The following is a 14360-nucleotide window of genomic DNA, read 5'->3' as shown; positions in this document are numbered from 1 at the left end:
AAAAAAAAACCGCTGCATCAGCAACGGTTCTATCTTATTCCCATGTAAAGGGTTGATATTGAGAACTTAAACGTTCAAATGCAACGCGGTCATCGTTATCAATAGCCTGGTTGATTTCCTTATCCAGACGTTCTTTATTAAACTGATAACTTAGTTGATCTAAAAGCAGACGTGAGGCTAACTGTATTCCAAAGGACAACTCTCTCTTTGCCGTAATCTCTTTCCCTTTGTACTCGGGGTGGCGACGGATAACATAATCAATCTTTTGCTTTCTCATGAGACTACCCCCTTCATGCTTTTTTTCATTATGCAGGATATAATAGAATTTCGCAACAAGTTTTCTGAATATTTAGTATTATGATTCCCATATTTAAAAATTTTAAACCTCTCAACCCTATTGCTAGAGGGATTCATCGAGATTTCCTATTGCAAAATAGTTACTAAATTCCTAAGAGAGTACTGTAAACACCCCTATTTTCTCGAAAAAAATAGGATTCGCTCACCTTTGCCTGTCACATTTAGAAGAAAGAATAGCGATGATCATCCTTCTTCCACAATCCTCACTAAAGAGCGCTCATTCCCTAAACTTCCTATATAAAGATCTGGTTATCTCTGATTAAGATCTTTTACCACACTGCCTTACTAAAGGAAATGTTTATCAAACCATTTAATCAAAAAAGAGTATGAAACCCTAAAGATTTCATACTCTCTTCTATGATTTAATTGATAAATTTACTTGCAACATCTATGGTACGTTTCACTTGGTGACGTACGCCGCCTTCAACTTCTTCTTTCATATTTCCTTCTCCATCTACGCTCACGCTTGTACCATATGGGTTTCCTCCTGAAGCAAACACTGCATCATCTGTGTAACCTGGTGCTGCAATGATAGCTCCCCAGTGGAACATCGTAGTATAAAAATTCAACAGCGTTGCCTCTTGGCCACCGTGCACGTTTTGAGCAGAAGTCATCGCGCTGACAACCTTGTTCACAAGTTTTCCTTGGAACCAAAGGCCGCCCGCCTGATCCATAAATTGCTTCACTTGGCCTGGAACGTTACCAAAACGGGTAGGTACACTGAAAATTACAGCGTCAGCCCAATCAAGATCGTCAATTTTCGCTTCTGGAACGACGTCTTTGGTAGCTAAGTAATGCTCTTTCCATGCAGGATTTTGTTCAATGGCTTCCATAGGAGCTAACTCTGGAACACGAACAAGTTTCACATCTGCCCCTTCTTGTTTAGCTGCATCTTCCGCCCATTGCGCCATTTTGTAGTTCGTACCTGTTGAACTGTAATAAATGATCGCTAATTTTACGTTTGCCACTAAAATCTCTCCTTTTGCGTACTTTTGGAATCCAAGAATGCCTGTTTATTGTTTCCTAAGAAATGATCAGGATTCACAAATAATATATACCCGCACAAATTTAAACTCAAACTCAAGACTCTTAAATTCGAGATATTTTATAAAACCTTTACAACCACTTCATAATAGTTCAAATGATGTTGTTTTGCGTCAAGGCAATTAACATGAACATGGAAAGCTTTTTTTCTCTAGACCCACTGAACTTCTATTTGGTAAGCTATATCAAGCCTAATTGATCGATCTGGAGGTAAAAGTCCATGAATGACTATGCAAAATTAAAAAAAGGGGAACGTGGTGCCTGGGTAAGCATTATAGCCTACCTTGTTCTCGCTACAACAAAATTGATTATCGCCTCCGTTGGAAACTCTGAAGCACTCCGAGCAGATGGTTTAAACAATACAACTGATGTCATTGCTTCTGTGGCTGTCTTAGTAGGGCTCAAGATTTCAAGAAAGCCACCAGACGAGGATCACCATTATGGTCATTTTCGCGCTGAAACGATCGCTTCTCTTATCGCCGCTTTTATTATGATGACTGTAGGCATAGAAGTCATCATCGGTACAATTCAAGATATTATTCAGCAAAAAGCCAGTGAACCGTCCTTGCTCACAGCATGGACGGCTTTAGCAGCTGCCGTTGTCATGTATGGTGTTTACCGGTACAACCTGAATCTATCGAAAAAAGTGGACAGCAATGCTTTATACGCGGCTGCACAAGATAATCGATCAGATGCTTTAGTAAGTGTCGGCGCAAGCATAGGGATCTTCGGCTCTCAATTCGGTGTCTCCTGGTTGGACCCTCTTGCAGGTTTGATTGTTGGTCTGATCATTTGTAAAACCGCCTGGGATATTTTTGTCGATGCCACTCACAGCCTTACAGACGGTTATGACGAAGAAGGCATTGAACACATCCGCGAAAGTATATCCGATCATCCTGATGTATGGGCAGTTAAGGATGTCAAAGCACGGATGCAGGGAAATAAGACACTTGTCGAAGCCACCATTCACGTCAACCCTGATATTACGGTGCAAGAAGGGCATACCATTACCGATGAAGTGGAAGAACGATTAGAAAAAGAAAAAAATATCGGTTATGCCCATATCCATATCGAACCCTATGAAGAAGAAGAGACGTAAAAAGCCTGCCAATAATGGCAGGCTTTTTATATTTACTCCAGTTTTAAGCTAGTCGCTCAGTTAAGCTCTTTAATTCATTCCAACCATAAGCCGTCTCTTCATAGGTCCCTTGTCCGATTGTGACCCTCTCAGCCTCTACAGGATCCGCTCCATATTTTATGTAAAATTGGCTGGAAGGATTATTGGTCAGCACCCATACAAGAAGGGATTGGTACCCTGCTTCAAGCATCCCGTTCGAGAATACCCGGAGCATTTCTTTCCCATACCCTTTTCCCTGATACTCATCCAGTAAGTAGATGGCATAAATCTCCCCGTCAAACCCATAATTCTTCGTCCGCTCTTTCCCACCTGAAACAAAACCGACAACTTCCCCGTCATCATTTTCAATAACATAGGCAATCTGACCATTCACAGGAGTTCTGAGAACTGTTTCCCAAAGTGCAATCCGGTGTTCAACCGTGGTATTGCTTAAATCCCTTTCATCAATCAGGTCTTTATATGTTGATTTCCAACTCTTCACATGAATTTCTGCAATCGTTTCAGCATCCTCAAAGCGGGCAGCTCTTACTTCAGGCATATGGAGATCGTCCCTTCTTCCTCTAATTACTTCTTATTGTAACAAAAAGATGATGCCAAGAGTGACATCACCTTTTATTTGCGGTTTATCTACATTGGAAACTAGAAATTTGTCGTGTATCAAAGCCTGTATAAACCCATTGACGACGACGTCGCTGCCAACGGTACCCGGCAACAGATGTACGGCCGATGAATGTCGGGTAAAACCAGAACGAACGACCATTTACAAGAGTGATCCAAGTGTATCGATAGAGGCAGCCATATAACGACCCTGGGTCAACAGCAAACAAAGATGCCCCTTGTGGACTAGGCGGCTGTTCCGGTGGTGGTGGAAGCTGGATGCCAGACCCTCCTGGTCCTCCAGGTCCTCCTCCATATGGCGGCTGACCCTGCCCGCCTCCAAAAGGCGGTCCACCCGGAGGAGGTCCAGGCGGTTGGCCAGGGCCGAACTGTCCTCCCTGGCCGGGCGTCGGAGATCCGAAAATCTGCCCGAAAGGAAAACCAAATTGTCGGTGCATAACGATCAATTCCTTTCTCGGAAGTATCCCTATACGATATGCACCTTCTGGGCAGGTGTGATTATAATGTCATCAAGAATACAGACGCAATCGCCCCAAGGACAACGAAGATAATATGGACATTCAACCATGCAAGAAAGATTCCTACCAAACCTGCTATGATTCCGATTTGAGGTGCATCAGGTTTTACTGAAATGATTCCCGGAAAAATCAATGCTCCCAGGGCAGCGTAAGGAATAGCATTAAGCCACCGGTCCACCCATTTCGGGAAAGTGACAAACCCTACAATCAACGCAGGTAAAAACCTTGGTACAGCTGTAACAACGGCCATACCGATGATCATCCAAATGATCATTCTGTCACCTCCTCATCCTCAAGAATCCAAATTCCGCTGAAACCTGCAAGGACTGTCCCCATCACAATAGCCCAGCCTTGACTCATCCCCCAGAACTGACAAATAAAATTGATCAACATCGCGAGTACAGCGATGCAGGCGATTTTAACATCCTTTTTCACAGACGGGATCAAAAGTCCAATGAACATAGCGTACAAGGCAACACCCATACTGTCACTTAACCTTGCGGGCATGACATCACCTAAAACTCCACCAAGGTAAGATCCTCCCACCCATGATAAATAAGCCGTCAAAATTAGAGAAGCATAAAACAAGCTGCCATGCTTTTCTTTTGCTTCGTTTTTATACAAGGCGGACATCGTGAAAGTTTCATCTGTTAAACCTAAAGAGAGAGGAAGTTTTGCTCTTAATGCTATCCCCTTCAAACGGTTGACGAAAGATAGACTCATGACAAAATGCCTGAAATTGAGAACAAATGTAGCGATAATAATTTCAATCATCCCTGTTCCCGTTGCTACCATACCCACTGCCAGAAATTGAGCAGCACCGGCAAAAACGAGTACGCTCATCAATGTAAGCTCTACATTCGTCATGCCTGTACGGCTCGCTAACACACCATATGTGAGAGCGATGGGTAAATAGCCCAGCATAATTGGAAAACCTGCAAGAATTCCTCTTTTTATCATATGTAAACGAGTAGAAGAAGCCGAGGTGCTTATGACTTGAGTTTCCATCCTTCCTCCCCCTTTCCAATCAAATTTCCACTATTATACACAACTAACGGTACAATTTGAAGCTTCCCCTTTTAAAATAATCGTTGACATACAATAATAAATATTCTATTATGAATTCACATCACTTCACTGCTTAAAAGCGTTTAAGCAAAAAAGAATAGTTCGTATCATGAATTCCGAAGTAGATGGTTCGATTCGCAGCCGATCAGAGACCAAGTGGGTGGTGAGAACTTGGGCATCCTTCCATCGAATTACAGAATTCCATACCAAATGATACACCAACAGAGTGGGTAAAGGGTTTTCTTTACCAACAAGGGTGGTACCGCGGAGTGCGAGCTTCGTCCCTGTTTTTCAGGGGCGGGGCTTTTATTTTTTTAAATGTGGCCCAAGGAGTAAAGAATAAGAAAAATTGAGGGGGAATTCCTATGCTTCACCTGCAGCCAAAAAAGCTACCAGGCTTAATCGAATCCACATTACTATTACTCGTAACCATTGGAATCATCAGTTATTTTATCATTGACGTTCAAACCGTCCCACACATTCCGATTTTAATTGGGATTCTCATTATGATCGCCTATGGGTCTTATAGAAAAATGAGCTTTAAGGATCTGCAGTACGGGATGACTCAAGGAGCACAGACAGGAATGGGAGCTGTCCTGCTATTTTTTGTCATTGGTGTCCTAATTTCAAGCTGGATGGCAAGTGGAACGATTCCTGTCTTAATGAATGCAGGCTTCCTGCTGGCTGGAGGCCCATGGTTCCTTGCGATCGTGTTTGCTGTAACAGCCATTGTTGGTGTTGCCTTAGGAAGCTCATTCACAACAGCAGCGACGGTTGGCGTCGCGCTCATCGGGGTCGCTCAATCGATGGACGTATCCTTAGCTATGACAGCCGGAGCCATTGTATCCGGGGCATTCTTTGGTGACAAAATGTCCCCGCTTTCCGATACGACCAATCTGGCATCCACGGTTGTTAAAGTTGATTTATTTGACCACATAAAAAACATGGCATGGACAACGATTCCAGCCTTTATAATTACCTTTATCCTGTTCATGATTCTATCCCCGGACGGAAGCCCGGATGTTAAGCAACTGAACACCTTTCAAGCCGGACTTAGTGATACAGGATTGATGCACTGGACCTCCTGGATTCCATTAGCTTCACTTGTGCTTATGACAATAACCAAACGTCCGGCTTTCCTATCCCTTGCCATCAGCAGCATCATTGCCACAATGATTGCAGGCTTACGCGGTGTCATGGAATGGGGGGCTCTCTTTGGAACATGGTTTGATGGTTTCCAAGGGAATTCCGGAAATGAAATTGTTAACGAGCTGTTAACACGCGGCGGTATGAACGGCATGCTCTTCACTGTAGCTCTGGTCATTCTCGCTCTTGCTCTTGGAGGTCTCTTCTTTGTTACAGGGATCATCCCTTCTATTTTGACGCGGGTACAGGAATCATTGAAATCGGCACGATCCGCTACGCTGGCTACAGCGTTTACAGCGATTGGAATCAACATTGCCATTGGTGAACAATATTTGTCCATCCTGCTAACGGGAGAAGCTTACCAGGATATTTATGAAAAAGCTGGTCTTGCAAGGAAGAACTTGTCACGAACACTGGAAGATGCCGGGACCGTCATTAACCCGCTTGTACCTTGGAGTGTATGTGGTGTCTTTTTATCCGGCGTCCTTGGTGTACCCGTTCTCGATTATTTACCATTTGCCTTCTTCTGCTTGCTCAGCCCATTGCTCACGATTTTATTTGGAATGACAGGTAAAACACTGACCCCAAAGCAGACGAAAGTTCAGCCATTCGATAAAGCAAACTAACAGATGAAAGACCGTCCCCTTTAAGTAAAGGGGACGGTCTTTTTTATTTACTGGCTCCCTAAAAACGGTCCAGACTGCCTAGTGGCTGACACGCTTCCTGCGTATCATGACTAAACAAAAGGATGGTGAATAATTCCCCTTCTCTGACTTACACTAAATAAAAACGATGAGGGAGCGAGGTGATGGACATGGACCAAATGGAACATGAAGATCAGTCGAACGAAGAATATCATATGGGGCATGCAGAAGCTGAACAAGTGTTGGATGATCTCGCCTTTTACCGCACGTTAATTGTCAATGTTATTTTCATCGGTAAAGAGGGAGCCGACGATTGGGTGCTCGTTGATTGTGGAATCGGACATTATTGTAAACGGATAATGGAAGCCGCTGAGAAGAGATATGGACAAACAAAACCGAAAGCCATTATTTTGACCCATGGCCATTTCGATCATGTTGGTTCAGCAAAGCAGCTGGCAGAAGAATGGAAGGTTCCTATCTACATTCATCCAATGGAGATGGATTATGTAACTGATAAACGAGACTACCCTGTAGGTGATGCAACCGTTGGAGGTGGGTTATTTTCGCTTTTATCACCTTTCTTCCCTACTCACCAGGCAGATTTGAGTAAATACATCCATCCACTACCAAACGACGGGACCATTCCTTTTCTTGAAGAGTGGCGCTTCATCCACACCCCTGGACATACACCAGGGCATATCGCTCTGTTTCGAGATAAGGACAAGACACTCATTGCCGGGGATGCATTCATTACAGTCAAACAGGAATCCAGTATGGCTGTGTTTACTCAACATCAGCACGTACATGGTCCGCCCGCATATTTCACTCATAACTGGGAGGACGCGGAAAAATCAGTTAAAAAACTCGCATCCCTCCAGCCATCGGTAGCTATCACCGGCCACGGTCTGCCAATGGAAGGAGAACTTCTAGCGAAACAATTGAACGATCTAGCCACAAACTTTAAAGAATTGGCTGTTCCGAAACATAAAGGGAAAACTCACTAAACAGCAAGTGATTCAATCACTTGCTGTTTTCATGTTTAACAACAGTATAAATCTTTCTAAGACCTTCCAGTAAACGCGGACTTGGTCGGCAAAAGAGTGACTCTTCCAGTACATGAATACGATCATGCTTCACAGCCTTGAGTTCGGACCACCCGGGTCTCTTCCTAATAAGATCCGGGTTCATTTTCTCTTCCTTCACCCCTACCCAAACCATACATATATGATCAGGATCGCGTTTTTTCACTTCTTCCCAATCGGTTTGAAAGCTGGCGACTTGTTGATCATGGAAGAGGTTAATCCCACCGGATAGTTCACTGATTTCATTCAGCCAGTTCAATTCCCCTGGTGTGAATACCGGTTTTGGCCACCACTCCCAATACAAAGTAGGCTTCTGCTCCATCTGCCGGGCCTGTTGTCTATATTCATCGATTTCACTCATAAACGCTTCCGCATGCTGGCGGCCTTTCTCCTCTACTCCGATTGCCTTTCCTACACGACGAATATCTTCAGAAATCTCATATAACGTGTTCGGATTCAATATGATATAGGGCAGTTCGTATTCTTCCAATCCCTCAATGTTCTTTTCCATTCCAGGAACGGACAAGGATGCTAACACAAGATCCGGGTTCAACGCAGCGACCTTTTCTATATCTATGGATAAGTCAGGACCAAGCTTCGGAAGGTGTTCTACTTCCTTGGGATAATCAGAATAATTATCGACACCAACCAACAGGTGCGTCTGCCCAAGATTAGCGACAATTTCAGTATTGCTGGGACAAATCGACACAATTCTCATTTTTTAACCCCTTTTTTCAGAATCGTCTGATGTTTCATTTTCTTTCATTATAGCTTATATTGAATGTATGGAAAAACAAAGAAAGAAAGGGATGAACCCATTGACGACAACGCTCCTCGATACATCCAAAGGAATAGTAGAGTTTACATATAAAGGGTCCGGCCCTCCTGTTCTGTTATTGAAAGGCGGTCACTCCACAAGGGATACCGACTTATCTCACAGCAGTCTGATCTACGAAGGGTTTTCTCTACTAACGATTTCTCGTCCCGGCTACGATTACACAGAGCTCTCCACAGGCCGATCACCTGAGGATTTTGCCAATACAATCGTTGAAGTACTCGACCATCTCAAACTCGAAAAAGTGAATGTCATCTCTATATCGGCGGCGGGTCCTACGGGGATCGCTCTAGCCGTGCATCATCCTGACCGGGTGGACCGTCTATTGCTCGAAGCAGCTCTCCTCACTTCATGGGAAAATGATGTTAAGAAAAAGGCTTCGCTCCTTTTTGGACCAGCAGAGAAATTCGTTTGGAGCAGCCTCCGAACCATGCTTAAATTATTCCCGGATTTGGTATTAAAACAGTTGCTTGCTGATTTAACCACAGAGAACGTTGAAGATTACCTGGAAAACCTTACTCCTAACGACCGCCGTTTCATAGTGGATATGCTGGCTACTTCGCAATCCGGCAGAGGGTTCATCACTGATCTTGGACACGAAACCCCGGATATAAGCGGCATTCAAGTGCCAGTTCTCGGCATGTACTCACAAAAAGATCGAAGTGTGCCGTACACGAACGCTTTATTACTTAAGTCTTCCGTACCTGAATGTGAAATTTTTGAAGTTGACTCCGATAGTCATTTAATTTGGATAGGTAAAGATGCTCACACCGTTTGGAAAAAACGCCTGGAATTTTTAACTAATACTTAAATATTCGGAGGGATCATCATGGATGATGTCAGATGCAAACAAATGTTGGATCGTTTCCTTACGTTTTATGACCAAGCCTCCCAAACACCGATGCACAGACGTTACGAATTATGGACCGATCAATACGCTTTTCCTTATACCCCGCCCGGCTATCAACAGGGACAGCTAGCCAAAGAAATGATTGAATATGCATGGAACAGATACGAACAAGTTTATGACAAAATTCAATATTTTGATATTGGCCCTTTAGAAGTGAATGGTTATGTAGAATCCATTAAACAAATTCTTCATTGTACATCACCTGTTAGAATGACCGTCATGTTTTTTGTTGGTACATTTGAAACAGATCCATTCATTATGGAAAAAGACCAGCATTATACGCTATGCTTTCCTGTCGAACTAACATCCAGCCGGACCCGGTTGATTCAAGAATTAACACGCGTTGTCCACTGCAGCCAATCCGGACTTGCTCCAAGCCATACACGAACATTAGGGCAGTTGATCTTCCAGGAAGGGATGGCAGCCCATACAACCGAAGAAGTTTTAGAAGAGAGTGGAATGATCGACTTCCCATTATGCTGGGAACAGGAAAAATGCAGTCGCGAACCGAACCGTGTCATGATGAACATCCAACCCCACCTGCACAGAACCGATTATGAAGCCCTTTATTCATTCACCAAAGGAACGGGGGCCTCGGGTTTTGAAAAAGAAGCCAATTACACTGGCTATTTGATCGTTGAACATTTATTGGAGCAAGGACGCCCACTCTATGACCTCGCCCGCATTCAGAATACTGAGGTCGATGCCATTGTAGAGAAGTCTCTATTCTCATTAATGAATCAAGCTTATCTCACCCAGACGCAGGAATAAACATTCCCATTAGTTGGGAAAACTTTTTCCTTACAGGGCTTTCATTCCTTTTGGTCATCTGTTATACTAAGGTTAATTATTCGTTGTTCGATCAGATTCATGCAAGAGAAGATGTTTCGTAAGATGTCGTCTTGATGGAACTTGAAGAGCAAGAATAGTAATACAATGTGGAATTTTTCCACGCAGGAGGTAACGTACATGGTTGAAGGTACAGTAAAATGGTTTAACGCAGAAAAAGGTTTTGGATTTATCGAAGTAGAAGGTCAAGACGACGTCTTCGTACACTTCTCCGCTATTCAAGAAGAAGGTTTCAAGTCTCTTGAAGAAGGACAAGTTGTAACTTTCGAAATTGAAGAAGGTCAGCGTGGACCACAAGCAGCTAACGTTCAAAAATAAGAACGTATGAAAAACTCCCCTTTCGTAGGGGAGTTTTTTTATGCCCAAAATGAAACTTCCTTCACTAAAGCTCCCTTTAGTGGAAGACTCAGTTTCGAGACTTTTGTGTAATTCTAGGGGCTCCGGGAAACGATTCGCTCCGCCCCTTGACCTTATAAGTGTCTCGAAACCACTTCTGAAAGGGTCAGCTTGAATGGTTGAGGGAAGTGGATGATTCGAACACCTGTATTCATAAATAAGGTTCCAAATCTTCTCCCCTATGCGGGCATATAGTGCGTTCTATCAAGCATTTGCGTATGCTAAACGTCAATGAGATAGAGTTTAAATCATTCACTTCTCATATCCATACAAGCTGATTTTTAAGAAGTGGTTTCGAGAACCATACTTGGTTAAGGGGCGGAGGGGAATGGCGAGACTCCCGCGGAAAGCGAGCTATTCCCCGCAGCCCCATCCACTCAGCATAAGTCTCGAAACTGAGTCTTCAAGAAACCTGCCATTTACTTTAATAGTGGGCAGAGTTTTGGATTTGAAAGTATGAGTTTTGCTGATTGTGTTTAAAATAACGGAACGATGGATGGAAGGGAGCGTAAAGTGGTGAAAAAATTAAAGGGTCAAGTGGTGTTGGTGACTGGTGCAAATCGTGGACAGGGAAAGGCCATTGCGGAATATTTATTGTCTCTTGGAGCATCGGTGGCGTTTGGAGCGCGAAATATCCACCTTGCTGAAGAGGTGGTGGCAGCGTTAGGGTCTTCGGAAGCATTGGCGGTACAGTTGGATGTAACTAAGAATGAGGAGTGGACGGCTGCAACAGCTGAGATCGTCCGTAGGTACGGGCGGTTGGATGTACTTGTTAACAATGCTGGTCTTTTAATCCGCAAGCCTTTTATAGAGATGACATCAGAGGAATACGAGCAATTGATCCAAGTAAATCAGCTGGGGGTCTTTTACGGAATGCAGGCAGCTGTCCCTTATATGATCGAACAGGGCGAGGGTTCTATCGTGAACAACTTATCCATTTCTTCTTTTGCTCCGATTAGCCAGTCATCCGCCTACGCGGCAACGAAAGCATCTGTGGTGGCCATGTCGAAAGCTGCAGCTATAGAACTCGGACCGTATGGAATTCGTATCAATATGGTTCATCCAGGGGGAGTTGAAACCGAGATGGCGACAGAGGGGAAAGGGGTACCGGAATTTTATCATTCTATCCCGCTCGGTAGAATCGGGCAGCCCCTGGAAATAGCTAAAGCTATTGCTTTCCTTGCTTCTGACGACAGTTCCTATTGCACGGGAACAGAAATCGTTGTAGATGGTGGGATGACATTAGGGACGGCAGATCGGTGATCATTCAGGCTTTTTGTAGGTAATCATAAATTCTTCTTTTGTAAGATAAAAGTCACGTTCTGGTCTTCGTTGTAACAAATGATGATTTTCAAGCTTATAATAACTTATCCGTTTGTATGGGTCATCATCTATGATTGGCAGTTCCTGTGTCTGTTTCATATATTGGTCGACGGCATGTTGAACGAGATCGATATCCAATGCGAGATCCTGATCCTGTTCTTCAAACAATTCATAGGTTTCCCGGGACATGTAGAAGTTTTGAATGGGCACAGCTTTTAAGTAGGGGGATAAAAGTTCATAATCCAGTGTGAGGTCCTCTTTGATGATTACACTAAGAGGGACATCGCTGGGCTTGGCATCCGCGTAGGCATGGACGGCTTTTCGGACATCGTGTATGGATAAATCCTTCTTCTCCAGTTTCGACTTCTTGTTTTTTCGACTCCACATGTATATTCCTCCTAAAATGAATTTTGCTTGAGAGGTGTTTCAAATGAAAGATCAACCGGTTCAGCCTGAACTCGATTTCTTCACATTACTCAATCCTGACTTTGGTCGTGGTGAAGAGCAGAGAGGAAACAAAGGGCAGAAAGAAGAAAAGGTGTAATTGTAGTATAGCAGAATCGTTGAAATGAAACATTTTTTAAAATGTTTAGACTTTTGTCGGGCAATTTGGTAAATTAAAGAAGATGAGCGGTAGGTTCGACCTGAGTGTAGAGCTGCCGCCACTTGAAATGGAAGAGGTGTTGTAGTGGATGACATATGTTCATGGAAAAGAATACGAGATTAACCCTCAGACGATTGCTCTTATCGCCAAAAACCCAGAGGGTGGACAAGCTTTTACGGAAGTTATGGAGACGGATGAGCGCTTTGTCATTTCAAAATGTCCAAGTGGTCTTATCGATCGTTCCTGCCGTTACTTTGCAAGCAGCCTCGATGGTCGGATTGCTGGCACAAAGCAGCTGACCGGTTACACGCACAAACCCCCGATTGTCATATCAGAAGCGATGGGTATTTATTTCTTCCCGATTATCTCCCCGAAACGAAAAGACTGTTCCTGGATCGCCCACAAATATATTCGCTCCTACCGTGGAGAACCTAATAAAACAACGACTGTTCAATTCACGAACGGGATGTCTGTCAACCTTCCCGTTTCTGATGGCATGTTCGCCAATCAAGTTCAACGCACCGCTCATTTGCGCGTCATTCTTGAAGACCGTTTCCATTCGACACCTGTGGTTGCTGATCATCGTGCTGAACGGATTGCTGAGACCTTCTCATAAGCTCAAACAGAATATTTTCCACTTTTTTTCGAATGGCTGGATTGAAATAGTTGCGCTTCTCCTCATATCCATGAGCTAAAAAAAGGAAAGAGGTAAATGAATCGTTCCTCCCGGATTCAACGACCTGCAATTTCATATGATCCATTTGTCTTCTTAGTTCTCTCCGTTCCTTTCGCGCTTCCAACTCCATTTTTCCGAGCATCTCCATGTACGGCTCCTTGATTTTGAATTTCCCATGTTCCATGTGTTTCCGATCCTGCCTGATAACAGTGATGGCCATAGATAAAAACAAATAACGGGAAGCGAGATCCAATTCTTTTTGTTTTAGATACCTCATGTCATTCTCCTCCGAATACGAACAAGTGTTCTTGTTTGTATTATACCACGGAAAGGTCCAATGTATGCAAGATTGTTTTACAAAAAGGTTGAAAATGGCAGGAAGGGGAAAAGCTAGATAAGGACGCACATACTGGTAGGCATGGAGCGGGATTTCAGATAAAATGGAGAAAAGCATACACTGGTCACTAGTGTACATAAGGAGCAGCATCATGGATTCAGTGTTTGAAAAAATTAACCAATGGCGCCATTTAGCGGAGAATGATCAACTATTTGATTACATCATAAGACAGCTTGAAGGATTGGAACGGTTTGGACCAATCCCGGGCATCCTATTCCCTCTTATTGAAGCGTTTTTGCCGATTTTGCCACTTGTCGCCTTTGTTTTAGCCAATGCTGTCGTGTATGGGTTGTTCAAAGGATTTCTTTATTCATGGCTCGGGGCTGTTTTTGGATCGTTGTGTGTATTTTTTATTATTCGCCGATTAGGGGACAAGCGTTTATTCAGGAAGATTACGAAGCAAAAGCAAGTGAAGAAAGTGACGAAGTGGGTGGAGGAGCATGGGTTTGGTCCATTGTTCTTGCTCATGTGTTTTCCCTTTTCCCCCTCATCGATCATTAATGTGGTTTCTGGATTATCCAATGTCAGTCGTCAGCAATTTATCCTAGCCGTCCTTTTGGGCAAAGCCGTCATGATTTTTACAATCGCCTATGTAGGTTCAAGCATCGCATCGTTTGCGCAGAATCCAGTGAAATCGATTGTTGTCGGTGTTTGCATTCTGCTTTTCTGGGTGCTTGGGAAGTATATCGAGAAAAGAATACAAATAAAGGCGGAACAGAAAGCGTACAGCGGGGATTAAGTTTGTCTCCGCGAGG

The 14360-nt window shown here is 43.6% G+C and carries 18 protein-coding genes; 9 read left to right on the top strand and 9 right to left on the bottom strand.

Going from position 1 to position 14360, the window contains the following annotated elements:
• Window positions 1-34: 34 nt before the first annotated feature.
• Entirely contained in the window at window positions 35-277 is a 243-nt protein-coding gene (locus tag VKA52_RS08385) for an IDEAL domain-containing protein (protein WP_160915244.1), read from the bottom strand.
• A gap of 442 nt (window positions 278-719) precedes the next feature.
• The gene (gene wrbA, locus VKA52_RS08380; protein WP_160917194.1) at window positions 720-1325 is read right to left on the bottom strand and encodes an NAD(P)H:quinone oxidoreductase; all 606 of its coding nucleotides are present in this window, start codon (window positions 1323-1325) and stop codon (window positions 720-722) included.
• 296 nt (window positions 1326-1621) lie between these two features.
• Between wrbA and VKA52_RS08375 the strand changes: the two genes are divergently transcribed.
• Window positions 1622-2500: a cation diffusion facilitator family transporter gene (locus VKA52_RS08375; RefSeq protein ID WP_326315083.1), complete on the top strand. Its 879-nt coding sequence runs from the start codon at window positions 1622-1624 to the stop codon at window positions 2498-2500.
• A 43-nt stretch (window positions 2501-2543) separates the two neighbouring features.
• Here the strand turns inward: VKA52_RS08375 and VKA52_RS08370 are convergent, their stop codons facing one another.
• From VKA52_RS08370 to VKA52_RS08355, 4 genes are all read right to left on the bottom strand, one after another.
• Entirely contained in the window at window positions 2544-3077 is a 534-nt protein-coding gene (locus tag VKA52_RS08370) for a GNAT family N-acetyltransferase (protein ID WP_160915250.1), read from the bottom strand.
• An 85-nt stretch (window positions 3078-3162) separates the two neighbouring features.
• Window positions 3163-3594, bottom strand: a complete 432-nt coding sequence (locus tag VKA52_RS08365; protein WP_160915252.1) for a hypothetical protein — start codon at window positions 3592-3594, stop codon at window positions 3163-3165.
• Window positions 3595-3655: 61 nt separating this feature from the next.
• Window positions 3656-3949: an AzlD domain-containing protein gene (locus VKA52_RS08360; RefSeq protein ID WP_160915254.1), complete on the bottom strand. Its 294-nt coding sequence runs from the start codon at window positions 3947-3949 to the stop codon at window positions 3656-3658.
• Window positions 3946-4683, bottom strand: coding sequence for an AzlC family ABC transporter permease (locus VKA52_RS08355; protein WP_160915256.1), 738 nt, complete (start codon window positions 4681-4683; stop codon window positions 3946-3948). Before VKA52_RS08355 ends, VKA52_RS08360 begins: the two co-directional genes overlap by 4 nt.
• 425 nt (window positions 4684-5108) lie before the next feature.
• On the opposite strand from VKA52_RS08355, the gene nhaC reads away from it, so the two are divergent.
• Both nhaC and VKA52_RS08345 read left to right on the top strand, forming a co-directional pair.
• A complete protein-coding gene (gene nhaC, locus VKA52_RS08350; protein WP_160915258.1) occupies window positions 5109-6515 on the top strand; it encodes a Na+/H+ antiporter NhaC in 1407 nt (468 codons plus the stop codon).
• A 188-nt stretch (window positions 6516-6703) separates the two neighbouring features.
• The gene (locus VKA52_RS08345) at window positions 6704-7537 is read left to right on the top strand and encodes an MBL fold metallo-hydrolase (RefSeq protein ID WP_442788833.1); all 834 of its coding nucleotides are present in this window, start codon (window positions 6704-6706) and stop codon (window positions 7535-7537) included.
• A gap of 16 nt (window positions 7538-7553) precedes the next feature.
• Here the strand turns inward: VKA52_RS08345 and VKA52_RS08340 are convergent, their stop codons facing one another.
• Complete coding sequence (locus VKA52_RS08340) at window positions 7554-8333, bottom strand: cobalamin-binding protein (RefSeq protein WP_326315077.1); 780 nt, start codon at window positions 8331-8333, stop codon at window positions 7554-7556.
• Window positions 8334-8424: 91 nt separating this feature from the next.
• Between VKA52_RS08340 and VKA52_RS08335 the strand changes: the two genes are divergently transcribed.
• The 4 genes from VKA52_RS08335 to VKA52_RS08320 all read left to right on the top strand — a co-directional run bounded on the left by VKA52_RS08335 (window position 8425) and on the right by VKA52_RS08320 (window position 11868).
• Complete coding sequence (locus VKA52_RS08335) at window positions 8425-9261, top strand: alpha/beta fold hydrolase (protein ID WP_326315075.1); 837 nt, start codon at window positions 8425-8427, stop codon at window positions 9259-9261.
• Between the two features lie 18 nt (window positions 9262-9279).
• Window positions 9280-10131, top strand: a complete 852-nt coding sequence (locus tag VKA52_RS08330; protein ID WP_160915264.1) for a hypothetical protein — start codon at window positions 9280-9282, stop codon at window positions 10129-10131.
• Window positions 10132-10329: 198 nt separating this feature from the next.
• Window positions 10330-10527, top strand: a complete 198-nt coding sequence (locus VKA52_RS08325; protein WP_035510016.1) for a cold-shock protein — start codon at window positions 10330-10332, stop codon at window positions 10525-10527.
• Window positions 10528-11121: 594 nt separating this feature from the next.
• Window positions 11122-11868, top strand: coding sequence for an SDR family NAD(P)-dependent oxidoreductase (locus VKA52_RS08320; RefSeq protein ID WP_326315071.1), 747 nt, complete (start codon window positions 11122-11124; stop codon window positions 11866-11868).
• Here the strand turns inward: VKA52_RS08320 and VKA52_RS08315 are convergent, their stop codons facing one another.
• Window positions 11869-12315, bottom strand: a complete 447-nt coding sequence (locus tag VKA52_RS08315) for a DUF3939 domain-containing protein (RefSeq protein ID WP_326315068.1) — start codon at window positions 12313-12315, stop codon at window positions 11869-11871.
• Window positions 12316-12620: 305 nt separating this feature from the next.
• On the opposite strand from VKA52_RS08315, the gene VKA52_RS08310 reads away from it, so the two are divergent.
• Window positions 12621-13148 (top strand): competence protein ComK, encoded by a 528-nt coding sequence (locus VKA52_RS08310; protein ID WP_160911918.1) that lies wholly within the window; start codon window positions 12621-12623, stop codon window positions 13146-13148.
• Here the strand turns inward: VKA52_RS08310 and VKA52_RS08305 are convergent.
• Window positions 13069-13485 (bottom strand): hypothetical protein, encoded by a 417-nt coding sequence (locus tag VKA52_RS08305; RefSeq protein ID WP_160911920.1) that lies wholly within the window; start codon window positions 13483-13485, stop codon window positions 13069-13071. The two genes, VKA52_RS08310 and VKA52_RS08305, sit on opposite strands and share 80 nt — an antisense overlap.
• Before the next feature lie 211 nt (window positions 13486-13696).
• Here VKA52_RS08305 and VKA52_RS08300 point away from each other — a divergent pair, with 211 nt between their 5' ends.
• Window positions 13697-14344 (top strand): TVP38/TMEM64 family protein, encoded by a 648-nt coding sequence (locus tag VKA52_RS08300; protein WP_160911922.1) that lies wholly within the window; start codon window positions 13697-13699, stop codon window positions 14342-14344.
• The last annotated feature ends 16 nt before the right edge of the window (window positions 14345-14360 follow it).

The sequence above is a fragment of the Halobacillus sp. HZG1 genome (assembly GCF_035818575.1).
In the GTDB taxonomy this organism is placed as follows: Bacteria; Bacillota; Bacilli; order Bacillales; family Halobacillaceae; genus Halobacillus; species Halobacillus litoralis.
Note: the sequence above shows the minus strand (reverse complement) of the source record. Positions and strands in the feature narration are given on the sequence as shown.

Excerpts from the sequence above, each read along its gene's own strand:
- VKA52_RS08385 (WP_160915244.1), bottom strand. The coding sequence starts at position 277 with ATGAGAAAGCAAAAGATTGATTATGTTATCCGTCGCCACCCCGAGTAC.
- VKA52_RS08375 (WP_326315083.1), top strand. The coding sequence starts at position 1,622 with ATGAATGACTATGCAAAATTAAAAAAAGGGGAACGTGGTGCCTGGGTA.
- VKA52_RS08370 (WP_160915250.1), bottom strand. The coding sequence starts at position 3,077 with ATGCCTGAAGTAAGAGCTGCCCGCTTTGAGGATGCTGAAACGATTGCA.
- VKA52_RS08365 (WP_160915252.1), bottom strand. The coding sequence starts at position 3,594 with ATGCACCGACAATTTGGTTTTCCTTTCGGGCAGATTTTCGGATCTCCG.
- VKA52_RS08360 (WP_160915254.1), bottom strand. The coding sequence starts at position 3,949 with ATGATCATTTGGATGATCATCGGTATGGCCGTTGTTACAGCTGTACCA.
- VKA52_RS08355 (WP_160915256.1), bottom strand. The coding sequence starts at position 4,683 with ATGGAAACTCAAGTCATAAGCACCTCGGCTTCTTCTACTCGTTTACAT.
- nhaC (WP_160915258.1), top strand. The coding sequence starts at position 5,109 with ATGCTTCACCTGCAGCCAAAAAAGCTACCAGGCTTAATCGAATCCACA.
- VKA52_RS08345 (WP_442788833.1), top strand. The coding sequence starts at position 6,704 with ATGGACCAAATGGAACATGAAGATCAGTCGAACGAAGAATATCATATG.
- VKA52_RS08340 (WP_326315077.1), bottom strand. The coding sequence starts at position 8,333 with ATGAGAATTGTGTCGATTTGTCCCAGCAATACTGAAATTGTCGCTAAT.
- VKA52_RS08335 (WP_326315075.1), top strand. The coding sequence starts at position 8,425 with ATGAACCCATTGACGACAACGCTCCTCGATACATCCAAAGGAATAGTA.
- VKA52_RS08330 (WP_160915264.1), top strand. The coding sequence starts at position 9,280 with ATGGATGATGTCAGATGCAAACAAATGTTGGATCGTTTCCTTACGTTT.
- VKA52_RS08325 (WP_035510016.1), top strand. The coding sequence starts at position 10,330 with ATGGTTGAAGGTACAGTAAAATGGTTTAACGCAGAAAAAGGTTTTGGA.
- VKA52_RS08315 (WP_326315068.1), bottom strand. The coding sequence starts at position 12,315 with ATGTGGAGTCGAAAAAACAAGAAGTCGAAACTGGAGAAGAAGGATTTA.
- VKA52_RS08310 (WP_160911918.1), top strand. The coding sequence starts at position 12,621 with ATGACATATGTTCATGGAAAAGAATACGAGATTAACCCTCAGACGATT.
- VKA52_RS08305 (WP_160911920.1), bottom strand. The coding sequence starts at position 13,485 with ATGAGGTATCTAAAACAAAAAGAATTGGATCTCGCTTCCCGTTATTTG.
- VKA52_RS08300 (WP_160911922.1), top strand. The coding sequence starts at position 13,697 with ATGGATTCAGTGTTTGAAAAAATTAACCAATGGCGCCATTTAGCGGAG.